At 59.3% G+C, this 21,041-nt stretch carries 19 protein-coding genes and 3 tRNA genes; 15 read left to right on the top strand and 7 right to left on the bottom strand.

Annotation, left to right across the window (positions count from 1 at the left end):
• Positions 1-107: 107 nt before the first annotated feature.
• The 4 genes from RGCCGE502_RS11845 to gloA all read right to left on the bottom strand — a co-directional run bounded on the left by RGCCGE502_RS11845 (position 108) and on the right by gloA (position 2,675).
• The gene (locus RGCCGE502_RS11845) at positions 108-656 is read right to left on the bottom strand and encodes an alpha/beta fold hydrolase (RefSeq protein WP_016554399.1); all 549 of its coding nucleotides are present in this window, start codon (positions 654-656) and stop codon (positions 108-110) included.
• A gap of 116 nt (positions 657-772) precedes the next feature.
• Positions 773-847, bottom strand: a tRNA-Glu gene (locus RGCCGE502_RS11840).
• A 197-nt stretch (positions 848-1,044) separates the two neighbouring features.
• A complete protein-coding gene (locus tag RGCCGE502_RS11835; RefSeq protein WP_040674451.1) occupies positions 1,045-2,079 on the bottom strand; it encodes a D-Ala-D-Ala carboxypeptidase family metallohydrolase in 1,035 nt (344 codons plus the stop codon).
• A 155-nt stretch (positions 2,080-2,234) separates the two neighbouring features.
• Entirely contained in the window at positions 2,235-2,675 is a 441-nt protein-coding gene (gene gloA, locus RGCCGE502_RS11830) for a lactoylglutathione lyase (protein WP_016554397.1), read from the bottom strand.
• Positions 2,676-2,870: 195 nt separating this feature from the next.
• On the opposite strand from gloA, the gene RGCCGE502_RS11825 reads away from it, so the two are divergent.
• Together RGCCGE502_RS11825 and RGCCGE502_RS11820 are read left to right on the top strand one after the other, a co-directional pair.
• Complete coding sequence (locus tag RGCCGE502_RS11825; protein WP_016554396.1) at positions 2,871-3,449, top strand: cold-shock protein; 579 nt, start codon at positions 2,871-2,873, stop codon at positions 3,447-3,449.
• A complete protein-coding gene (locus RGCCGE502_RS11820; RefSeq protein ID WP_016554395.1) occupies positions 3,449-3,931 on the top strand; it encodes a DUF192 domain-containing protein in 483 nt (160 codons plus the stop codon). The genes RGCCGE502_RS11825 and RGCCGE502_RS11820 overlap by 1 nt, the downstream gene beginning before the upstream one ends.
• Positions 3,932-4,083: 152 nt before the next feature.
• Here the strand turns inward: RGCCGE502_RS11820 and RGCCGE502_RS11815 are convergent.
• A tRNA-Pro gene (locus RGCCGE502_RS11815) sits at positions 4,084-4,160 on the bottom strand.
• Between the two features lie 323 nt (positions 4,161-4,483).
• On the opposite strand from RGCCGE502_RS11815, the gene RGCCGE502_RS11810 reads away from it, so the two are divergent.
• Positions 4,484-4,789, top strand: a complete 306-nt coding sequence (locus RGCCGE502_RS11810; protein ID WP_016554394.1) for an ETC complex I subunit — start codon at positions 4,484-4,486, stop codon at positions 4,787-4,789.
• A gap of 49 nt (positions 4,790-4,838) precedes the next feature.
• Positions 4,839-4,915 (top strand) — tRNA-Arg (locus RGCCGE502_RS11805).
• Positions 4,916-5,475: 560 nt separating this feature from the next.
• On the opposite strand, the gene RGCCGE502_RS11800 is transcribed toward RGCCGE502_RS11805, so the two are convergent.
• Positions 5,476-6,642, bottom strand: a complete 1,167-nt coding sequence (locus RGCCGE502_RS11800) for a dihydrodipicolinate synthase family protein (RefSeq protein WP_016554393.1) — start codon at positions 6,640-6,642, stop codon at positions 5,476-5,478.
• Positions 6,643-6,897: 255 nt separating this feature from the next.
• Between RGCCGE502_RS11800 and RGCCGE502_RS11795 the strand changes: the two genes are divergently transcribed.
• From RGCCGE502_RS11795 to RGCCGE502_RS11775, 5 genes are read left to right on the top strand one after another with little or no spacing between them, the layout of a single operon-like run.
• Positions 6,898-7,944, top strand: a complete 1,047-nt coding sequence (locus RGCCGE502_RS11795; protein WP_016554392.1) for a LacI family DNA-binding transcriptional regulator — start codon at positions 6,898-6,900, stop codon at positions 7,942-7,944.
• Positions 7,941-8,945, top strand: coding sequence for a Gfo/Idh/MocA family protein (locus tag RGCCGE502_RS11790; protein ID WP_016554391.1), 1,005 nt, complete (start codon positions 7,941-7,943; stop codon positions 8,943-8,945). Before RGCCGE502_RS11795 ends, RGCCGE502_RS11790 begins: the two co-directional genes overlap by 4 nt.
• Positions 8,946-8,954: 9 nt before the next feature.
• A complete protein-coding gene (locus tag RGCCGE502_RS11785; protein ID WP_016554390.1) occupies positions 8,955-10,568 on the top strand; it encodes an acyl CoA:acetate/3-ketoacid CoA transferase in 1,614 nt (537 codons plus the stop codon).
• On the top strand, positions 10,561-11,340 hold the full coding sequence (locus RGCCGE502_RS11780; protein WP_016554389.1) for an enoyl-CoA hydratase/isomerase family protein: 780 nt from the start codon (positions 10,561-10,563) through the stop codon (positions 11,338-11,340). Before RGCCGE502_RS11785 ends, RGCCGE502_RS11780 begins: the two co-directional genes overlap by 8 nt.
• The gene (locus RGCCGE502_RS11775) at positions 11,334-12,845 is read left to right on the top strand and encodes an aldehyde dehydrogenase family protein (RefSeq protein WP_016554388.1); all 1,512 of its coding nucleotides are present in this window, start codon (positions 11,334-11,336) and stop codon (positions 12,843-12,845) included. The genes RGCCGE502_RS11780 and RGCCGE502_RS11775 overlap by 7 nt, the downstream gene beginning before the upstream one ends.
• A gap of 149 nt (positions 12,846-12,994) precedes the next feature.
• On the opposite strand, the gene RGCCGE502_RS11770 is transcribed toward RGCCGE502_RS11775, so the two are convergent.
• Entirely contained in the window at positions 12,995-14,053 is a 1,059-nt protein-coding gene (locus RGCCGE502_RS11770; RefSeq protein ID WP_016554387.1) for a LacI family transcriptional regulator, read from the bottom strand.
• Between the two features lie 322 nt (positions 14,054-14,375).
• Between RGCCGE502_RS11770 and RGCCGE502_RS11765 the strand changes: the two genes are divergently transcribed.
• From RGCCGE502_RS11765 to RGCCGE502_RS11740, 6 genes are all read left to right on the top strand, one after another.
• Positions 14,376-15,635, top strand: coding sequence for an ABC transporter substrate-binding protein (locus RGCCGE502_RS11765; RefSeq protein ID WP_016554386.1), 1,260 nt, complete (start codon positions 14,376-14,378; stop codon positions 15,633-15,635).
• 83 nt (positions 15,636-15,718) lie between these two features.
• Entirely contained in the window at positions 15,719-16,672 is a 954-nt protein-coding gene (locus RGCCGE502_RS11760) for a carbohydrate ABC transporter permease (protein WP_016554385.1), read from the top strand.
• On the top strand, positions 16,669-17,613 hold the full coding sequence (locus RGCCGE502_RS11755) for a carbohydrate ABC transporter permease (RefSeq protein WP_016554384.1): 945 nt from the start codon (positions 16,669-16,671) through the stop codon (positions 17,611-17,613). The genes RGCCGE502_RS11760 and RGCCGE502_RS11755 overlap by 4 nt, the downstream gene beginning before the upstream one ends.
• Positions 17,614-17,617: 4 nt before the next feature.
• Positions 17,618-18,733, top strand: coding sequence for an ABC transporter ATP-binding protein (locus tag RGCCGE502_RS11750; RefSeq protein WP_016554383.1), 1,116 nt, complete (start codon positions 17,618-17,620; stop codon positions 18,731-18,733).
• A 19-nt stretch (positions 18,734-18,752) separates the two neighbouring features.
• Positions 18,753-20,258: a GMC oxidoreductase gene (locus tag RGCCGE502_RS11745; RefSeq protein ID WP_016554382.1), complete on the top strand. Its 1,506-nt coding sequence runs from the start codon at positions 18,753-18,755 to the stop codon at positions 20,256-20,258.
• Positions 20,255-21,034 (top strand): 3-ketoacyl-ACP reductase, encoded by a 780-nt coding sequence (locus RGCCGE502_RS11740; RefSeq protein ID WP_016554381.1) that lies wholly within the window; start codon positions 20,255-20,257, stop codon positions 21,032-21,034. The genes RGCCGE502_RS11745 and RGCCGE502_RS11740 overlap by 4 nt, the downstream gene beginning before the upstream one ends.
• Positions 21,035-21,041: the final 7 nt, after the last annotated feature.

The following is a 21,041-nucleotide window of genomic DNA, read 5'->3' as shown; positions in this document are numbered from 1 at the left end:
AAAAGAAATAGGAACGGAAGGGCGTTTCGACAAGACGCGCGAACTGAGTGAAAATACCGCGGCGACTTCTTGCTCTTGCTCGGAGGCGGCGAGAGCGATGCCTAAGCTTAGGAGAGCAAACGAATGTCTTCCGCGACGTCGCTCAAATCATTGTTGAACTGGTGATCCCCGTGTTCGAGCATTCGAACCACAGCACGTGGAAACGCTTTCGCATAGAGATGAACATGGGCAGCAGGCACCTCCGGGTCTTCAGCGCCATGATAGAGATAGAGGGGAGTGCCGGCCGAAATGCGCCCTGGGACCTCGCGGCAGTCGCCCATGCCACTGCTTGACCATCCGCCTTCTCCGAAGAACGGTGCCGCGAGGACAAACAGACCGCCAAACCTCGGCTTCTGCTGTTCGGCAAGCGCATGGATCAAAATGGTGCCGCCGAACGAGTGACCCACTAGAATTGCCTGATCCTCCAGCAAGTCGAGTTCGCTCGCCAGTGCAGCCTTCCAGACTATGTAGCTGGGATCACCTTCGCCGGGCATCCTCGGATAGCGGACAGCATAGTTTTCGCCGAGTTCGCGCTCAAGGCTCGCCACGAGCTGGTTATCCCAGTGGTCGTGGACACCTTCACCCGCACCCTGAATGAAGAGGACTTGTTTGGCCATCGCCCATTTTTATTGGACGAGAGGCATAGCGCAAGACCGCGACATTCCGCAGAAGGTTGCGAATACGCGACAATCATGCCGAAGAAAACTCAAAAATTTAATGAAATCAATACGAATGGCACGCCCTAGGGGAGTCGAACCCCTCTTCCCAGAATGAAAATCTGGTGTCCTAACCGATAGACGAAGGGCGCTTCCTTCGTGGTGGCGCCCTTATAGTCAGGCACTTTGAATCCCGCAAGCGGCAATTTCGATTTTTTGCAAAATAATGACAGGATTTTTGTGCGGCAGCGAACTGTCGTTTATTGCAACCGAATCAAAACGCTATCGGTCGATGTTCGCAAACCATCGGGCATGCTCACGCAGCGTTATGAATGATGCAGCGCAAGCGCTAAAGGGCGCGCGCGGTTGCCGCAGGAGCCGTTCTGCCGCCACAACCCCAGTTCCAGTCACGGCTCTTTCCGGTGTCGAGATGGATGGAATCGGTGTGGCAATAGGTGCCGACGCCGCCGCGGTCAGGCAGCGAGCGAATATAGCTGGCGACGTCCCATTTGGACACTCCGTCGATCTGGATGTCGGCAGCGTCACAAGTCTTATGCATGGATTCCTCGGCACCACCGACCATGCGGTTATGGTCCGGGTCGCGGTAGCCCGATGTGACGACGACTGGCTTGCCGAAATGCATTTCGACGGCCTTGATGACGTTCAACAGGTTCGGCTTGAAGCAGCCGACGTCAACCTTGTCGTTTTGAAGATGCAGACCGTTGGGCGCAATCCGCGTCATGCCGGGTAGCGAGGCCTTTTGCAGCAACCCGGAAAGACTGCCGAGCAGGTTTTGCCGCGGTGCGCTGTAAAGCGCATTCATCGTCTGGCCCGTCGCCAATGAGGCAGTCTGGACCGGCGTGATCTGCGTGCTTGTATTCTGTGAGGATTGCTGTGGCAGCAAGGGCGGCTGACCCTGCTGGGGTTGCTGGGATTGATCGGGTGGGAGCTGGCTGCTGTAGACGCTGGAGCGGGTCGGGCTGACGCCGCCGGGCGCATACGGCTGCAACTGAGTCGAGGTCGGATTGTTCTGTGGCGCCGGGTGTACCGAGAAAATGCTCATCGCCTGTGCGTTGATGCCAGTCGACTGCATTGCCAGGCCGCCAATATTGGCGGGAGCCGAAGCGGTCGATCCGACCGCCACCGGCTGCGCATTCGCGGCTTGAGCAGGCTGGGGGCCTGACATGCCGGCCACCATGGGATCACGATAGCCGTGCTTGGCAGGCGCCGCCGCCTGCTGCGCTACATCAGCCGGTTCGACGGGGGTGACCACGGCTGCGGCATCGGCAACCTTCTTGTCCGACACGCAGCCGGTCAGCATCAGTGCCGATGTGGCGATCAGAAGGGCAGGTCCAAAAGGGATCCGCTTTTCAACAGCGAGCACGCGAGCAGTCTCCAGGAGATGGCGAAGCTGCGCAAAATCGCGTCGTTTCGCCTCGAGTCGGCTGGAGAGTGCCTGCGCCACCAGGCTGCGGCAAGCGCGGCGCGGACACGTCGGTCCGAAATCGCAAAAGCCGCAAGCCTCGCAAAAGCCTCGGCTTACCAGGCGCCGGTATTGCCCATCGAAGCCCAGGGTTCGGCGGATGGAAGGCTGCCGCCCTTCTGCAGAATCTCGATCGAGATTCCGTCCGGCGAGCGCACGAAAGCCATGTGGCCGTCACGCGGCGGACGATTGACGGTGATTCCGTTGTCCATCAGCTTCTGGCAGACGGCATAGATATCGTCGACCTCATAGGCGAGATGACCGAAATTGCGACCGCCGGTATAGTCTTCGGTGTCCCAGTTGTAGGTCAGTTCCAGGCATGGCGCGCCCTTGGCGCTGGCGTCGCTTTTGTCGCCGGGGGCCGCAAGGAAAACGAGCGTGAAACGGCCTTTCTCGTTCTCCGTGCGTCTGACCTCCTCGAGGCCGAAGAGGGTCGTGTAAAAATGCAGGGAGGCATCCAGATCTTTCACGCGGACCATGGTGTGGAGATAACGCATTCTATTTCCTCTCTATTGCGGGGTCATGGAATCTTATGTGGCGGAACACCAGTTTCGGGCAAGACAGCGGGGTATGATTGGCAACTGGGAATAATCGAAAAGTAGGACTTGCGCTAATCCGTTACCAACATGTTAATCTTGATCTCAAGAATCAGTTAACCGTAACAGTGTGACGCGTATTGAGGGGCTGGCGACATGGCTGACAGGATTTCATCAAAGGAATTCACCGACCTCGAACAACTCGCGGGGGAAGCGGTCGACCTCATTGAAATCACCGGCGTCGTCAAGTGGTTCGACGTAGCCAAGGGCTTCGGTTTCATCGTCCCCGACAATGGCATGCAGGATGTCCTCCTTCATGTGACCTGCCTTCGTCGCGACGGTTACCAGACAATTCTCGAAGGCACGCGGATCGTTGCGCTGATTCAGCGCCGCGAACGCGGCTATCAGGCGTTCAAGATCCTTTCGATGGACCAGTCGACGGCTGTTCATCCCTCGATGCTGCCGCCGGTTCGCACGCATGTGCAGGTGACACCGACGAGCGGGCTGGAGCGCGCGCTGGTAAAGTGGTTCAACCGCACCAAGGGTTTCGGTTTTCTGACGCGGGGCGAGGGGACCGAGGATATTTTCGTCCACATGGAAACATTGCGACGGTTCGGCCTCACGGAACTGCGTCCGGGTCAGGTCGTACTCGTGCGTTACGGCGATGGCGACAAGGGGTTAATGGCTGCCGAGATTCATCCGGATGTGCCGAGCCCGGTGAGCCGCGCACATTGATGCGTGTGTCCCGCTCGCAGTGGATAAGAGGCGCCCTTGCGGCGCTTTTTTTCATCGTCGCCCTGCCGGCCGTTTCGCAACAGCCGATGACGTTCGACAAGGAGCCGCTGATCATCCAGACGGCGTCCGGCAAACGGCTGAATTTCATCGTCGAGATCGCCGACACGAACGAAGAGCGCCAGCGCGGGCTGATGTACCGCAAGGAAATGGCCGAAGACGCCGGAATGATTTTCGATTTCGGCGTGTCGCGACGGGTGCAGATGTGGATGGAAAACACCATCCTGCCCCTCGACATGCTGTTCGTCGATTCGACGGGCACGATCCGCAACATCAAGCAGAACGCCGTGCCGTACTCGCAGGACATCATCGATTCGATGACGGAGGTGAAGTACGTGATCGAGCTTAATGCCGGCGTGACGGCAAAGCTCGGCATCAAGCCGGGTGACAAAGTGATGAGCGCGACGACCACCAAGAAGAAATAGCGCACCACTCCAAAACACCGCAAGATCGACCTATACGCAATCGATTCGGGAGGGGGCGTTGCGCAGCCGCGCCGATTGGCGGGGGCCAATATATGAATGCGTTGGCAATGCCGGTTAAGGCAGCCAGTCATATCATGAATTGTCGAGAAAAGTGGTCGGAGTGGAGAGATTCGAACTCCCGACCCTCTGGTCCCAAACCAGATGCGCTACCAGACTGCGCTACACTCCGTGCCGACGAGGGAGGGCAATACACGGTTCGCCTCGAGCCCGCAATATCTAAAATCACCTAATCCCCTGCTTGATGAGCGCTCTTTCGTTCAGCGCGGTGTGCGTCTGTTGACATCATGCGAATTGGGGAAGGGTAGTGGATGGGCGTCGGAAACGGCTCATGAATGCAGCTCCCGCCGCCACGGCTTTTCTCTTGAAAAGAAAGGGATTCGCCGCTAAGCAAAATTCATCTCTTCGTGCGAGCGTTTGAATGAAGAGAGGCCCCGGACATGGGGAATACGAAGTTTTGAGTGCGAAAGCCCGTTAACCGGAGGCGCTGCAGCAATGTCTGCCAAGATCTACCGTCCCGCCAAGACAGCGATGCAGTCCGGCAAGGCAAAGACACATATTTGGGTTCTTGAGTTCGATCAGGAGACGCCGCGCACCATCGATCCGATCATGGGCTACACGTCCTCTTCGGATATGCGCCAGCAGTTGAAGCTGACCTTCGAAACGCAGGAACTCGCCGAGGCTTATGCCAAGCGTAACGGTATCGAGTACCGGGTGATTGCGCCAAAGGATCCGCAGCGTCAGATCGTGGCCTATCCCGACAATTTCCGCTATACGCGGACGCAACCCTGGACGCATTGATCCGCGTCCAGCGATAACAGATATGACCGGACCCAGCGCCCGGTCGCGTGGCCCCTTAGCTCAGCTGGATAGAGCACCTGCCTTCTAAGCAGGTTGTCGCAGGTTCGATTCCTGCAGGGGTCGCCACTCTTGTGTGTTCCGACATCGCATGAAGCGCATCTAGCGCCACAACGTTCGCGAGACCAAGGTCCAATGTGAAATCGACTTCGGTCGTCTATAGTCGAGATCGACGAGCCTGGTCTTGCCGCAACCTGGTGACGGAGACGAGTGCTGGTTCGATCTGAACGAGCGTGCCTGGAACTCCCGCGCAATGCGAGGTTACTTCGAACCTATTGACCGGCGGTCGTCGTGTGTTGCATTGGAGTGCGGTTACGGTGCTACGAGGAGGAGTAGATGTACCGATTTCGCGTTTTTGTAGTGGTCGGAGCGCTGATCAGCCTTGCGACAATCACGTCGGCCTGTACTTCGACGGCCAGTCAACAGAATCGAAATCTTCCGCTGAACTCGGCTTGTGCACTTGGATTCGATAACGACCGACCTTGTAGCTACTAGATAGAGCGGTCGAACGGAACCCGCCGTGTGGCGGGAACTAGGACAAGAGATTTCGACAGGTCGCGCAGGCAATCCCGACGCGACCCGTATTTTGAGCGCTAGAGTGCGCGCCCGGGCGTGGTTCTCGCGATGGCTCACCCAATGCCGAACACGCCCATGAAATGCTTCATGCGGGCGGTGGCAAGTTCCGGCTTGTCCAGGACGTTCGCCTTGTCCGCGAGGCGGAAGATTTCGGCATAATGATTGACGCCGCGCGCCGACTGCAACCCCGCCGGCAGGCTGAAATGGCTTTGGTGGCCATTCAGCCAAGCCAAAAAGACGACGCCGGCCTTATAATATTGTGTCGGCGCCTCAAAGATCTTGCGCGAGAGCGGGACGGTCGGCTCGATAACAGAGCGGAACGTAGCGGCATCGCCGGCTGCGAGCGATGCCAATGCCTTTGACGCCGAAGGTGCAACGGCATCGAAGATGCCAAGGAGCGCGTGGCTGTAACGCTCGCCATCTCCTTCAATCAGTTCGGCATAGTTGAAGTCATCGCCAGTAAAGCAGAGTACGCCTTCGGGAAGCTGATTGCGGAGCTGCACCTCCTTGGCGTTGTCGAGCAGCGAGATCTTGATTCCTTCGATCTTGTCTTTGTTCTCATCGATGATCCTGAGAACACAGGCCAGCGCGGGGGCAAATTCAGAGCTTCCCCAGTAGCCGGCTAAGTTCGCGTCGAACATCTCGCCCAGCCAATGTAGGACGACCTTGTCTTTCGCCTGGGAGAGAATCCGGCCGTAAACCTTGGCGTAGTCGTCGGCAGAGGACGCGACCCGGGCGAGGGCGCGGCTGGCCATCATGATGGCGCGGCCGCCGTTCTTTTCAACGAATTCGATCTGGGTCTCATATGCCCGGATGACGTCGTCAATCGATTTTGCGTCGGCTGCCGCGAGATGATCGGTGCCGGCGCCACAGGCGAGATCCGCGCCTGCAATGTTGCGAGATTCGTCCAGTGATCGCCGGATCAGCTCCTGTGCGCCAGCCCAATTGAGGCCCATGCCACGCTGGGAGGTATCCATCGCTTCGGCGATCTTGAAGCCAAGGCTCCACAGATGCCGACGGAAAGCGATCGTTGCGTCCCAGTCGATTGCCGGGCGCCCCCACGGATCCACGTCCTTTTGCGGGTCCGAGACGACGTGGGCGGCGGCATAGGCAATCCGGTTGAATTTGGGTGGCGTGGAAGGGCGCTCGATCGGTGTCCCGATAAGGCGGTACTCTTCGGTGGAACCGTCGGGGTTCGGCAGATTCAAAGACAAGCTCATTGCGATCCTCCTCAATGGTGGATGATGCAATAATTTGGATCGTTCCAAATTGCAACTGCTTTCTTAAGTTGACATTTTTTATGAGATAGAACGCGGGTTTCTCGCGTCTGTAATGTTTTAACTATCAGAAAAATAAAAATAATCGTCTTGTAGCTATCCAATTTTCGACAATCCAATTTCTTGGATAGGAGGGTTGACAAATTTGGAACGTTCCAATTATTTAGGCCCCAAGCTGGGAAGGCCGAGGAGGAAACCATGACGAAGGGGCGGGTCACCGTCATTGACATAGCGAAGGCCGCCGGCGTTTCGAAGTCGACGGTTTCCCTGGTCTTGCAGGGATCTTCGCTCGTGAATGAAGGGACGCGTTCCAAGGTGAATGCGGCCATGCGTGAACTGGGCTATGTCTATAACCGCGGGGCTGCGAACCTTCGTCAGGCCAGCGCGAAGTCGAAGATCATCGGGGTCGTGGTCAACGACCTGACCAACAGCTTCTTCGCTGAGCTTGCCGTCGGTGTCGACATGGTCGTGCAGTCCGCCGGCTTTGTGCAATTCCTTTCCAATACAAGCGAGAGCATAGATCGCCAGCGGGAAGTCATTGCCTCGATGAGAGAGCACGGAATCTCTGGGCTTATCGTCTCTCCGGCGCGTGCCACCGAATCTGTCGATTTCAAGCCGCTTGTCGCCGCCGGCATTCCGGTGGTTGTCGTTGTCCGCAGTTTGCCAGGAGCGAAGGTCTCGTCGATCGTTTCCGATAATCAGGGAGGAACGTCGGCGGCCGTCGAGCATCTGGCGTCCTTGGGGCACACTCGAATTTCGTTTCTTGGCGGCTTTCCGGATACGGCGGTCTTCGAGGAGCGTCTGGCAGGCTATGTCGACGGTCTGAAAGCGGCGGGACTTGGCTTTCATGAGGAGCTGGTGGTCTCGTCAGCCCCCTCGAGGGCAGGCGGTGTCGATGCAATCGGGCGCGCGATGGCAATGAGCGATCGGCCGACGGCGGCGGTCTGTTTCAATGATGCCGTTGCGTTCGGTGTGTGTGACGGTCTGCGGGCGCGGCGCATGGAGCCCGGTCGAGACTTTGCTGTCGTCGGCTTCGACGACGTCATCGAGGCGCAGACGGCCGTTCCTGCTTTGACGACAGTTTCCGTCGATCCGCAAGGGATGGGCCGGCGCGCGGCACAGCTCCTGCTCAAACAGATCAATGCAGGCAAGGCGGAACCCGAAAGTGTGGCGACCGCCGTCCGGCTCGTCGTTCGCGAAAGCTGCGGCGCCGCCGAGAAGAAGGCAGGGAGGAAGACGGCATGACTATTCGCTGGGGCCTGATCGGCGCGAGCACCATCGCACGCGAGTGGGTGATTGGCGCGATCCGCGCGACGGGTGGCGATATCGTCTCCGTCATGAGTTCGAATGCTGAGCGCGGTCAATCCTATGCGAAGGAGAACGGCATCCCGAAGCATGCTTCCGACGTCGCGGCCTTGGTCAACGATCCCGCGGTCGATGCCGTCTACATCTCCACGACGAATGAGCTTCATTGCGACCAGGCGATCGCGGCGGCACGTGCGGGCAAGCATGTCCTTTGCGAAAAGCCGTTGGCGATGTCGCTGCAGGATGCGCATGCCATGGCGAAGGCGGCAAAGGACGCCGGTGTTGTGCTCGCCACCAACCACCATCTCCGCAACGCCTCCACCCACATTGCCATGAGAGACGCGATTGCGGCCGGCAAAATCGGCAAGCCGCTGGCCGCGCGCGTCTTTCATGCGGTCTATCTGCCGGCCCACTTGCAGGGCTGGCGGCTGGATAAGCCGGAAGCCGGCGCCGGCGTCATTCTTGACATCACTGTTCACGACACCGACACGCTGCGGTTCGTTCTCGGGCGTGATCCGGTCGAGGTCGTTGCATTCTCTCAGGCGGCGGGGATGGGTAAGCCCGGTGTCGAAGACGGCGTCATGGGCGTGATGCGTTTCGAGGACGGTATCCTCGCGCAGTTTCATGATGCCTTCACTACCAAGTATGCCGAAACCGGCTTTGAGGTGCATGGTACCGAAGGCTCGCTGGTCGGCCGCAACGTCATGACTCAGCGCCCGGTTGGAACGGTGACGTTGAAGAACGCCGATGGCGAGCAACAACTGCCGACCAATGCGAGCAATCTCTACGAAACTGCGCTCAAGGCCTTCCATGCTGCGGTAGCCGGCAAGGGCCGTCCTTCGGCGACGGCGGAGGATGGAATCTGGTCGCTCGCAACGGGCCTCGCGGTTGTCGAGGCGGCGAGAAGCGCTGCCGCCGTAAAAATCGAAACAGGACTTTGAGTAATCCCAATGAGCAAGCACATCACTCCGGCCGAAGCTGCCGCACTGATCCCCGACGGCACCGTCGTATCCGTGTCGTCATCGAGCGGCCTTGGCTGCCCTGACCTGATGTTGAAGGCGATTGGCGAGCGTTTCGACAGCACTGGCCACCCCCGGGATATCACGACGCTACATCCGATCGCAGCCGGTGACATGAGCGGCATCAAGGGTGTCGACTATATTGCCAAGAAGGGACTGCTGAAAAAGATCCTCGGTGGTTCCTATCCATCGGGGCCATCCAGCGCGGAGCCGCCGCTGATCTGGCAGATGATCACCAACAACGAGATTCCGGCCTACAACATCCCGTCGGGCATCATGTTCGATATTCATCGCGAAGCGGCTGCCAAGCGTCCTGGCGTGCTGACGAAGGTTGGTATCGACACCTTTGTCGATCCGAGAAGGCAGGGCTGCGCGATGAACGACCTTGGGGCCGAGGAGCCGGTGGTCAAGCGCGTCGTCTTCGAAGGAGAGGATTGGCTGTTCTTCCCGTCGATCGTGCCGCAGGTCACTATCATTCGTGCAACGACAGCCGACGAGCGCGGCAATCTTACCTATGAGCACGAGGGCGCCTATCTCGGCGGTCTGGATCAGGCTCTTGCTGCCCGCAACAATGGCGGCATCGTGATCGCCCAGGTCAAGCGGATCACCAAGGAAGGTTCGCTGAAGCCGCATGACGTGCGTGTGCCTGGCATGTTGGTCGATTATGTCATCGTCGATCCTGACCAGAAGCAAACCACGCAGACGCTTTACGATCCGGCCATCTCAGGCGAAATTTTCCGGCCGCTCGATACGTTCCGCGTTCCGGAATTCAATATCCAGAAGGTCATTGCCCGCCGCGTGGCTCAGGAGCTTGAGGCCGGTAGCTGCGTCAACCTCGGATTCGGTATTTCCGCCAACGTGCCGCGCATCCTGCTTGAGGAAGGGCTGCACGGCTCGGTCACCTGGGTGATCGAACAGGGCGCCGTCGGTGGCGTTCCGCTGCTGGATTTCGCATTCGGCTGCGCTTCCAATGCGGACGCCTATATGCCGTCGCCATACCAATTCACGTACTTCCAGGGTGCGGGCTTCGATGCTTCGCTCCTGTCTTTCCTCGAAATCGGCAGGGACGGCTCTGTTAACGTTTCGAAACTTTCGTTCCGACCGCACGTCACGGCCGGGGCAGGCGGCTTCGTCGATATCACGGCGCGGGCGAAGAAGATCGTATTTTCAGGCATGTTCAATGCGGGTGCGAAACTTGCGATCGCTGACGGCAACTTGATCATTGAGAAGGAAGGCAAGCTGAAGAAGCTCGTCAACGAGGTCGAGCATGTCACTTTCTCCGGCAAGCGGGCGATCGAGCAGGGGCAGGACATCACCTATGTCACCGAGCGGTGCGTGATGAAGCTGACGCCGGAGGGTGTTGTTCTGACGGAAATCGCGCCTGGCATCGACCTGCAGACCCACATCCTCGATCAGTCCGAGTTCCCGCTCATCGTGGCAAAGGACCTCAAGACCATGGATGCGATGCTGTTCGGCGAAGCGAACATTGGTCTGTCTCTACCGAAGAAGGGCGCCCGTGTCCTGGAGGGTGTCTTCAATGGCTAGCGGCACGGTCAGAGTCCAGGTCGAGGATCACGTCGCGATCATGACGGTATCGCGGCCGGAGAAGCTGAACGCGCTTGATCTGGACATGCTGAAGGCATTGGCTGACGCGGCCGATGAAGTCGAGACGAACGCCGACGTGCGCGCTGCGATCCTGACGGGCGAGGGGAAGGGCTTCTCGGCTGGCGGTGATATCAAGGCGTGGGGTGGAATGCGGCCGCAGGAGTTCGGCCATGCCTGGGTCCGCCATGGTCACCGCGTTTTCGAAAGGCTTGCAACACTGAGGGTGCCGCTGATTGCCGCCCTGAACGGCCACGCTCTCGGTGGCGGGCTGGAGCTTGCCGGTGTCGCGGACATTCGCATCGCCGAGGAGCACATCAAGATCGGACTACCGGAAACCGCTCTGGGCATGGTGCCTGGTTGGTCCGGCACGCAGCGTCTTGTGAAGCGTTTCGGGGCTCAGGTGGTGCGGCGCATGGCACTGGGTGGCGAGATCTTCACTGCCGAGGACGCTCGTGCGCTCGGCATCGTCGATGCTGTCACGTCGAGTGGAAACGCGGTCGAGGCCGCGAAGGAATATGCGCAACGGGTCGCGTCGAGGGGCCCGGCCGCGCTGGAGATCGTGAAGCTGATGATCGCATCGGCCAATGGCGAGGACAACGGCACCGCCGTCGAAGCGCTCGGGTCGATCCTCGTCGCGAAAACTGCTGATCTCAGAGAGGGCGTCGCATCTTTCAGCGAGAAACGCCCGGCACAATTCAAGGGAGAATGGTAATGACGGTTCTGGTCAATCCAAGAGCGCTTAGCGACCACAAGACCCGCGACTTCAAGATGCTGGTCGACGGCAAGTGGGAGGTCGGATCCGCCCAACCGATCGAGCGCGTTGCTCCGAGTCATGGCGTCGTTGTGAGCCGCTTTCCGACCGGCAGCAAGGCAGATGCCGAACGTGCGATCCTTGCTGCCCGCAAAGCCTTCGATCACGGTCCGTGGCCGCGGATGACCGCATCCGAACGGTCGGCGATTCTGCTCAAGGCCGCTGACCTGATCGCCGCTCGTGCGGAAGAACTGGCTTTCCTAGACGCGATCGAGGCAGGCAAGCCGATTTCGCAAGTGCGTGGCGAAATAGCCGGCTCTGTCGATATCTGGCGATATGCAGCGGCCCTTGCCCGCGATCTGCACGGTGAAAGCTACAACACGCTTGGAGAAGGTACGCTGGGGGTCGTCCTGCGCGAGGCGATCGGCGTGGTGTCGATTATTACGCCCTGGAATTTCCCGTTCCTGATCGTCGGCCAGAAGCTGCCCTTTGCGCTTGCCGCTGGATGCACCACGGTCGTCAAGCCGTCGGAGCTCACTTCGGGATCGACCCTCGTCCTTGGCGAAATCTTGCAGGAAGCCGGCGTCCCTGACGGTGTCGTCAATATTGTCACCGGTACGGGACCGGAGGTCGGAGCGGTCCTGACCTCCCATCCGGAGGTCGACATGGTTTCATTCACCGGTTCCACCGGTGTCGGCAAACTCACCATGACGAACGCCGCGCAGACGCTGAAGAAGGTTTCGCTCGAACTCGGCGGCAAGAACCCGCAGATCGTATTCCCCGATGCGGATCTGGACGCCTTCATCGACGCAGCAGTCTTCGGTGCCTATTTCAATGCCGGCGAATGCTGCAATGCTGGTTCCCGGTTGATCCTGCACAAGAGCATCGCTTCCGCCGTGGTCAAGCGCGTTGCTGAACTCTCGAAGGATGTCAAGGTCGGTGATCCGCTCGATCCAACCACGCAAGTTGGTGCTATCATAACGCCGCAGCATTTGGAGAAGATCGCGGGCTATGTTGCCGGCGCGACCAGCAGCGGCGCGCAAGTCGCGCATGGTGGCGAGAAGCTTGACCTCGGCATGGGGCAATACATGGCGCCGACCATTCTCGAAGCTGTGACGCCCGGCATGGCGGTTGCCCGTGAAGAGGTTTTCGGGCCTGTCCTCTCCGTGCTGACGTTCGAAACCAGAGCGGAGGCGATCGAGATTGCAAACGCGATCGATTACGGCCTTTCGGCAGGCGTCTGGAGCCGTGATTTCGATACCTGCCTGACCGTCGGGCGCAAGGTGAGAGCCGGAACGATCTGGATGAACACCTTCATGGACGGGGCGTCCGAGCTGCCGTTCGGTGGTTACAAGCAATCCGGCCTCGGGCGTGAACTCGGTCGTCACGCAGTGGAGGACTACACCGAGACCAAAACGCTCAACATGCATATCGGCGGGCGCACCGGCTGGTGGATGCCACGCTAAGGCCGCCGAGGCAAACTCAAGTGAGAGAAAGGAGGGGCAATATGGCTGGACCGACACTCGTAGATCGCACGACGTTCGCGCTTTGGCACTCGCATGCCTCTTGCTTCCTCATGCCCGTACCTGCTGGTCGATGGTGCGGACGATTACGGTCAGCCGTTTCCAGAGAGCGGCGGCTGCGGTGTCAGCAGGACCTGCAACTGATCCATGTCCGTCTCGCCGCCGATCCGTTTCTTGAGGATGCGGCCGATCTGCTCGCCGGTGGCCGTCAGGTCCTCATAGATGGTCTCGACCTTCGGCTGGATGGCGGAAAGGAGCTGCGAGGTCTGCTTGGCGACAACGTCGTATTCGACGCCAAGGGTGCGTCCGCAGTCGCTCATGCCGGTGATAGTAGCAAGTGCGCACACTTCGCCACCGCAGGTGAAGGCGTCAGGTGGATCGGGTTCGCGATGACGTCGCGCGATGCGATCGCGAATCGCGCCGGCTGGATGGTCGAGGTCTATATCGGAGATGACCTCATAGGCGCAGCCGGCTTCACGCACCGCCGTCATGAAGCCGTGCAGGATGTGGCTGCCGAAGCTGAATTGCATCGGTCCGCTGATCAGCGCCGGTTTGCGGCGCCCCTTGGCGATCAGGCGTTTGGTTGCCTCGTAGGAGAAGGTGAAGTTGTCATAGTCGACGTAGGCGTGCGGGGTCGACAGTTCGGTGCGGCCATGGGTGACGAACGGAAAATCGTGCTCCATCAGCAACCGCACGCGCGGGTCGAAGGGCTCGGTGCGCGACATCACCAGGCCATCGGCCATGTGGTTGCGCATGATGTAGTTGACACCATCGATGTTGGTGGTGTGCGGCAGGTTCGGCATGACGATCAGGTGATAGGCAGTTCCTTGCAGGGCATTGGCGATGCCGGACATGATGGACGTGCCGTAGCCGAGGATTTCCTCGTGCGGTTCCAGCAGGATGGCGATGACATTCGTGCGGCCGGTTTTCAGGCGTTGGGCGGCGCGATCGGGGGAGTAACCGACCTCAATTGCGATCTCGCGGACGCGCTTGCGTGTTTCGTGATTGATCACCGGGTCATCGGACAACGCGCGCGACACGGTGGTTACGGCAAGGCCAGCCATATCGGCGATGGTGCGCAGCGTCGGCTTGCCGCTCCTGCGGGTCGCTCTGGTCGTGGGCGGCATTGCGATGCGAGGCACGCTCGGCATTCCTCCAAAGGGCTCGAATGGCGGGACACTAACGCGGCGGCGAAGCCGATGCAATGCTGGACTGGAAACGTTTTAAATTTCGGACACCGTATGGATCGTTCTGTAGTTGCTTCTAAAAACGAAGTAAAAACAGTCGGTAACATGCCGCTGTGCTGACGTTGAAAGGTAACGTGGGTGACTTGACTTGGTTAAGTTTATAACGTTTTAAATAACTTACGCGGCGTTCGCGCCGTGGTAGCCAAAGCCTTCGTGCGGGGAGTGTGCACAGGCTTTTGAACGCGGATATTCCGCTTTTGTAAACTTGCAATCCGGGAGGAAAACGATGCGCAAGTTTTTGATGACGACTGCATTGGTGACGATGACCGTTGCCGGCCTTGGTGCTGCCAAGGCTGCTGACGTGAAGGAAGTGCAGATGCTGCACTGGTGGACGTCGGGCGGCGAAGCTGCGGCCCTCAACGTCCTCAAGGAAGACCTGTCCAAGGAAGGATTTGCCTGGAAAGACGTACCGGTCGCTGGCGGTGGTGGTGATGCTGCGATGACCGCGCTCAAGGCCATGGTTGCTGCGGGCACCTATCCAACGGCTTCGCAGATGCTCGGCTACACCGTTCTCGACTATGCGCAGGCTGGCGTCATGGGCGATCTTACGGAGACGGCAAAGAAGGAAGGCTGGGACAAGTCCGTTCCGGCAGCGCTGCAGAAGTTCTCCGTCTACGACGGCAAGTGGGTTGCTGCCCCTGTTAACGTTCACTCGGTCAATTGGCTGTGGATCAACAAGGCCGTCATGGAAAAGATCGGCGGCACCGAGCCGAAGACATTCGACGACCTGATTGCTTTGCTCGACAAAGCCAAGGCAGCCGGTGTCACCCCGCTCGCACTGGGTGGCCAGAACTGGCAGGAAGCCACAATGTTCGACTCGATCGTGCTGTCGACTGGCGGTCCCGAGTTCTACAAGAAGGCCATGAACGACCTCGATGAGGAGTCGCTGAAGTCGGACACGATGAAGAAGTCGTTCGACAATCTCCAGAAGATCGTCCAGTACGTCGACCCGAACTTCTCCGGACGTGACTGGAACCTCGCAACCGCCATGGTCATCAAGGGCGATGCACTCGTTCAGGTCATGGGCGACTGGGCAAAGGGCGAATTCGTAGCAGCCAAGAAGACCCCGAACACGGACTTCCTCTGCTACCGCTTCCCGGGCACTGACGGCAGCGTGATCTACAACTCCGACATGTTCGGCATGTTCAACGTTCCTGATGATCGCAAGGCGGCTCAGGTCGCGCTTGCAACGGCGACGCTCTCCAAGAGCTTCCAGTCTGCATTCAACGTCGTGAAGGGCTCGGTTCCGGCCCGTACCGACGTTCCGGATACCGACTTCGATGCTTGCGGCAAGAAAGGTATCGCCGACCTGAAGGCTGCCAACGAAGGTGGCACGCTGTTCGGCTCGCTGGCACAGGGCTACGGCGCTCCTCCGGCAGTTGCCAACGCCTATAAGGACGTCGTCTCCAAGTTCGTGCATGGCCAGATCAAGACCTCCGATCAGGCGGTCGAAGAACTCGTCAAGGCAATTGAAGACGCCAAGTAATTAAGGCCTCCCGCGGTCTTCCCCGCCTTCGTGGCGGGGAAGATTTCCGCAACGGACGACATCGTCGGAGGAGATGACACCCCATGAGCACCATCGCTACAGATAAAACCGTTCTCACGTCGCATCGTGGAACGCCAATTTCAATCCGCGCGCGCCTGCAGGACGCGCTGCCGAAGATCGTGCTCGCGCCGAGTTTCGCAATCACGCTTGTTTTCGTCTACGGCTTCATCATCTGGACGGTCTATCTGTCCTTCACCAATTCCAAGACCTTCCCATCCTACGCACTGACCGGGCCGCGCGCCTATCAACGGCTCTGGCGATGGACATTTGAAAGTGATCCGCCCTCCAGCTGGTACACTTCCATTACCAACATGGGCATTTTCGGCTTCCTTTACATCGGCATCTGCCTGGCGCTGGGCTTGTTTCTGGCGATCCTGCTGGATCAGAAAATTCGAGGCGAGGGCATATTGCGGCCCATCTTCCTCTATCCGATGGCGCTGTCTTTCATCGTGACAGGCGTCGCCTGGAAATGGTTCCTCGATCCGGGTCTCGGCCTGGAGCAGACACTTCATCAGTTCGGCTGGACGAGCTTCCACTTCGACTGGATCAAGAACAAGGATTTCGTGATCTATACCGTGGTGATCGCTGGTGTTTGGCAGGCCTCCGGCTTCGTCATGGCGATGTTCCTCGCTGGCCTCCGCGGCATCGATAGCGAGATCATGAAGGCGGCACAGATCGACGGCGCAACGACCGTACAGCTCTATCGGCGCATCATCATTCCATTGCTGCGGCCGATCTTCCTCTCGGCCTTCATTGTGCTCGCCCACATGGCGATCAAGTCCTATGACCTTGTCGTGGCGCTGACCTCAGGCGGCCCCGGTGGCTCGGCCTGGCTGCCATCCAACTTCATGTACGAATACACCTTCAAGCGGAACGAGATGGCGGTTGGTTCAGCCAGCGCCGTGATCATGTTGATGACGATCTCGGCAATCATCGTTCCCTACCTCTATTCGGAACTGCGGGAGAAATCGCGATGAGCGCTGTTACCTCGACTCTTCCAAGCGCGGCCAGCGCGTCACGCTCCAAAATGTTCAGCCGGATCTTCATCTACGGTCTGCTGGTCATCTTCGCGATCATCTACCTGATGCCGCTGTTCGTCATGCTCGTGACCTCGTTCAAGACGATGGACGAGATCCAGAGTGGCAACATGCTGGCGCTGCCGAAGGCGCCGACCATCGAACCCTGGTTCAAGGCCTGGGGCGAGGCCTGCGTCGGTCTGACCTGCGCCGGCATCAAGGGCTACTTCTGGAATTCGATCAAGATGGTCGTTCCGGCGGTGGCGATCTCCACGATCATGGGGGCGCTGAACGGCTATGTGCTGACGAAATGGCGCTTTCCGGGCCACACGCTGGTCTTCGGATTGATGCTGTTTGCCTGCTTCATTCCCTTCCAGTCGGTGCTCTTGCCGATGGCGACCATTCTCGGAAGCCTCGGTCGGTTCGGCGCGACGTTGCGCGACCAAATTGGCATGTCGCTGGGCTTCGGCAATCCGACCGTAAATCTCGTCACCGTTCACGTGATTTACGGCCTTGGCTTCACGACGTTGTTCTTCCGCAACTACTATGAGGCCTTTCCGACCGAGTTGGTGAAGGCGGCGCAGGTGGACGGCGCAAGCTTCTTCCAGATCTTCCGCCGCATCATGTTGCCCAATTCGCTGCCGATCATCGTCGTCACCGTCATCTACCAGTTCACCAATATCTGGAACGACTTCCTGTTCGCTTCCGCCTATGCGGGAACGGGCGATTCCATGCCAATGACGGTAGCGTTGAACAACGTCGTCAACACCTCGACCGGTGTCGTCGAATACAACGTCAACATGGCGGCGGCGATGATCGCAGCGCTTCCCACACTCCTCGTCTACATTCTCGCCGGCCGCTACTTTGTGCGTGGCCTGATGGCGGGTGCGGTTAAAGGATAATCCAATGGCTTTCCTCGAAATTTCCGGTCTCAAGAAGCGTTTCGGCTCGTTGGAGATCCTCAAGGGTATCAACGTAGAGCTGGAGAAAGGTGGCTTCCTCGTGCTGGTCGGTCCGTCAGGTTGCGGCAAGTCGACCTTGCTCAACACGATCGCCGGTTTGGAATCGATCACAGAGGGTGACATCCGCGTCGATGGCCGGAGCATCGCCGACCTGCATCCGTCGAAGCGCGATATCGCCATGGTGTTCCAGAGCTATGCGCTTTATCCGAACATGACAGTTGCCGGAAACATCTCCTTCGGCATGGAGATGCGCGGCGTACCTCTCGAAGAGCGCAACAAGGCCATCGACAAGGTCGCCAAGGTGCTGCAGATCGGCCATCTGCTCAATCGCAAGCCGAGCCAGTTGTCCGGCGGCCAGCGGCAGCGCGTCGCCATGGGGCGCGCTCTCGTGCGTGATCCCAAGCTGTTCCTGTTTGATGAACCGCTTTCGAACCTGGACGCCAAGCTGCGTGTCGACATGCGCATCGAGATCAAGCGGCTGCACCAGGCGACGGGAACCACGATCGTCTACGTCACCCATGACCAGATCGAGGCGATGACGCTCGCCACCAAGATCGCCGTCATGCGCGACGGCGAGGTGCAGCAGTTCGGCACGCCGGCGGAGATCTACAACAACCCGGCAAACATGTTTGTCGCCGACTTCATGGGTTCGCCCGCCATGAACCTTCTGTCGGGCACGATCGAGAAGGCCGCCTCGGGATTGACCGTTTCGCTGGCTCGGCCTCATGGAGAGCCGATCAAGCTTCCGGTTTCGTCGGGCAACGGCGCGCTCGAGGCCCATGCGGGCAGGGAGATTGTCTTCGGCATCCGCCCGGAAGCGCTGACCGACCCGGATGGCGCCGACCGCAACGCCAAGGCTCTTGCCGAGAGCGACTGCCTGATCGAAGTGGTTGAACCGGCGGGATCGGACACGTTCGCCGTTACCAAGCTCGGTGGAAAAGAGGTTGTCGCGCGCCTGCGTGCGGACGCTCGCATTCAGGCCGGCCAGAATGCCCGCCTTGCGTTCAATCTCGACAAGGCCGTGTTCTTCGATCCGCAAAGCCAGACGCGCATCGCGTAGTCCGGTCTGGATTTTTGAGATGAACAGCACTCCTGATATCGTCATCATAGGCTCGGGCGTGGGTGGGTCCACTGTTGCCGCCGGACTGGCGGCGACCGGGGCCGAGATCCTCATCCTCGAGGCCGGCGACTTCATTGCCGATCGGCCGGAGAACCGTGACCAGCGGGCCATCTTCCAGCGCGGGCATTTTCGCCCGAAGGAGATGTGGTACGAGGCGAACGGCACGGCCTTCAATCCCGGCAACTACTACAATGTCGGCGGCAACTCGAAGTTCTATGGCGCAGTGCTTTCACGCTATCGCCGGGAGGATTTCGAGGAGATCCGCCACCGGGAAGGTATCTCGCCCGCCTGGCCGTTTCCTTATGAGGTGCTGGAGCCGTGGTACAGCCGCGCGGAACGGATGTACGAGGTTCGGGGCAACCTCGGAGACGACCCCACAGAGCCCGCCCATTCAAGCAGTTATGAGTATCCGCCAGTGCCCGACGAGCCGCCGGTTGCCGATGTCAGAGCAAGACTGAAGGCGAAGGGGCTGCACCCGTTTTCGTTGCCGTTGGGCGTGAATATCGACGCCTGGATGGCCAAGGCCAGGACGCCCTGGGACGCGCACCCGAATTCCCGCGATGGGAAGATGGATGCGGAGACCGCCGCGCTGCTCAAGGCGTTGGAGTTTCCGAACGTCCGCCTCGAGACAAACGCCAAGGTGACGAGGCTCGAAGCGGGAGGAAACGGCAATATTGAGCGAATCCACTACCGCAAGGATGGCGAAGATCTTGCGGCAACGCCGAAGCTGGTCATTCTATCGGCCGGCGCCGTTCAATCTGCCGTCCTGTTGCTTCGTTCGGCTGACGCGCGCCACCCGAAGGGGCTTGCGAATTCTTCCGATCAGGTCGGGCGGAATTTCATGAACCACAATTCGTCAGCGGTAATCGCCGTGTCGCCAACCTATCGCAACACGTCGGTCTACCAGAAAACGTTCGGATTCAACGATTTCTATCTATCGGACGGCAACGGCGGGCCGCCGCTCGGGAACGTTCAGTTGCTGGGCAGAATCTCGGCTCAAGTGCTGAAGGGCTCGCTGTCCTGGGCACCGGAATGGTTACTCCAGAACATCACCGGCCATGCCATCGATTTCTATGCGATGAGCGAGGATATACCTCACCCGGAAAGCCGCGTACGCGTGGACGGAGATCGTATCGTCCTGCAGTGGAAACGGACAAATTGGGATGCGCATCTCGAACTGGTTTCGAAGCTGAAGGCGGTCCTCAAGTCGGTTGGCTTCCCGATTGTCCTTTCCAAGCCGTTCGACAAACGTACGCCGTCCCACCAGTGCGGTACCGTCAGGATCGGCAATGACCCTGCCAGCGCGCCGCTGGATCCTTATTGCCGTTCCTACGATCACGAGAACCTCTTTGTGGTGGATGCCAGCTTCCTGCCGACCTCGGCTGCGGTAAACCCCGCCCTCACGGTCGCCAGTCAGGCATTGCGGGTCGCCGACCACATTGCTTCGAAGGACCTGCGAGCATGACGGAAGGTGTCGAAAGGCCAGTCGCAATTGTCACCGGCGGACGACGCGGCATCGGTCTTGGGATCGCGAGCGCGCTGGCCAAAAGCGGCTATAACATCGTGATCACTGGTGTCGGCGCGGCGGAGGAAAGCCAGGACGTCACGAAAGAGCTTTGCAGCTTCGGAGTAGAGGCAATCTACCTGCAGGCGGATGTTTCGGATGTTTCCAGGCATGACGAGACCGTGCGCGCGGTGCTTTCGACCTTCGGCCGTATCGATTGCCTCGTCAACAATGCGGGCATGGCTGCTGTCGTCCGTGGCGACTTCCTAAGTCTGCTTCCGGAAAATTTCGACACGATCATGGCGACGAACCTCAAGGGCACAGTGTTTTTCACGCAAGCCGTCGTCAAGGCAATGCTCGTGACGGGTGCTGTTCCCCATCCGAGATCGATCATCAACATCACGTCTGTCTCAGCCGAAGCCAGCTCGCCGGAGCGACTAGACTATTGCATTAGCAAGGCCGGTCTTGCCGCCTTCTCGCAGGGACTGGCACTGCGGCTCGCGGACTCGGGAATTGCCGTCTTCGAAGTGCGCCCCGGGATCATCCGGACCGACATGACGGCCGGCGTGACGTCGAAGTACGACGCCCTCATCGACAGCGGCCTCGTGCCGATGAAACGATGGGGCGAGGCGGATGACCTCGGAAAAATCTGTGCGGCGCTGGCATCCGGTGACTTCGGTTTTGCCACCGGCACCGTGATCGACGCCGATGGCGGCCTGTCCATTCCTCGCTTGTAACGGGATA

The organism is Rhizobium grahamii CCGE 502 (genome assembly GCF_000298315.2).
Taxonomy (GTDB): domain Bacteria; phylum Pseudomonadota; class Alphaproteobacteria; order Rhizobiales; family Rhizobiaceae; genus Rhizobium; species Rhizobium grahamii.
Note: the sequence above shows the minus strand (reverse complement) of the source record. Positions and strands in the feature narration are given on the sequence as shown.

Excerpts from the sequence above, each read along its gene's own strand:
- RGCCGE502_RS11845 (WP_016554399.1), bottom strand. The coding sequence starts at position 656 with ATGGCCAAACAAGTCCTCTTCATTCAGGGTGCGGGTGAAGGTGTCCAC.
- gloA (WP_016554397.1), bottom strand. The coding sequence starts at position 2,675 with ATGCGTTATCTCCACACCATGGTCCGCGTGAAAGATCTGGATGCCTCC.
- RGCCGE502_RS11825 (WP_016554396.1), top strand. The coding sequence starts at position 2,871 with ATGGCTGACAGGATTTCATCAAAGGAATTCACCGACCTCGAACAACTC.
- RGCCGE502_RS11820 (WP_016554395.1), top strand. The coding sequence starts at position 3,449 with ATGCGTGTGTCCCGCTCGCAGTGGATAAGAGGCGCCCTTGCGGCGCTT.
- RGCCGE502_RS11810 (WP_016554394.1), top strand. The coding sequence starts at position 4,484 with ATGTCTGCCAAGATCTACCGTCCCGCCAAGACAGCGATGCAGTCCGGC.
- RGCCGE502_RS11800 (WP_016554393.1), bottom strand. The coding sequence starts at position 6,642 with ATGAGCTTGTCTTTGAATCTGCCGAACCCCGACGGTTCCACCGAAGAG.
- RGCCGE502_RS11795 (WP_016554392.1), top strand. The coding sequence starts at position 6,898 with ATGACGAAGGGGCGGGTCACCGTCATTGACATAGCGAAGGCCGCCGGC.
- RGCCGE502_RS11790 (WP_016554391.1), top strand. The coding sequence starts at position 7,941 with ATGACTATTCGCTGGGGCCTGATCGGCGCGAGCACCATCGCACGCGAG.
- RGCCGE502_RS11785 (WP_016554390.1), top strand. The coding sequence starts at position 8,955 with ATGAGCAAGCACATCACTCCGGCCGAAGCTGCCGCACTGATCCCCGAC.
- RGCCGE502_RS11780 (WP_016554389.1), top strand. The coding sequence starts at position 10,561 with ATGGCTAGCGGCACGGTCAGAGTCCAGGTCGAGGATCACGTCGCGATC.
- RGCCGE502_RS11775 (WP_016554388.1), top strand. The coding sequence starts at position 11,334 with ATGGTAATGACGGTTCTGGTCAATCCAAGAGCGCTTAGCGACCACAAG.
- RGCCGE502_RS11770 (WP_016554387.1), bottom strand. The coding sequence starts at position 14,053 with ATGCCGAGCGTGCCTCGCATCGCAATGCCGCCCACGACCAGAGCGACC.
- RGCCGE502_RS11765 (WP_016554386.1), top strand. The coding sequence starts at position 14,376 with ATGCGCAAGTTTTTGATGACGACTGCATTGGTGACGATGACCGTTGCC.
- RGCCGE502_RS11760 (WP_016554385.1), top strand. The coding sequence starts at position 15,719 with ATGAGCACCATCGCTACAGATAAAACCGTTCTCACGTCGCATCGTGGA.
- RGCCGE502_RS11755 (WP_016554384.1), top strand. The coding sequence starts at position 16,669 with ATGAGCGCTGTTACCTCGACTCTTCCAAGCGCGGCCAGCGCGTCACGC.
- RGCCGE502_RS11750 (WP_016554383.1), top strand. The coding sequence starts at position 17,618 with ATGGCTTTCCTCGAAATTTCCGGTCTCAAGAAGCGTTTCGGCTCGTTG.
- RGCCGE502_RS11745 (WP_016554382.1), top strand. The coding sequence starts at position 18,753 with ATGAACAGCACTCCTGATATCGTCATCATAGGCTCGGGCGTGGGTGGG.
- RGCCGE502_RS11740 (WP_016554381.1), top strand. The coding sequence starts at position 20,255 with ATGACGGAAGGTGTCGAAAGGCCAGTCGCAATTGTCACCGGCGGACGA.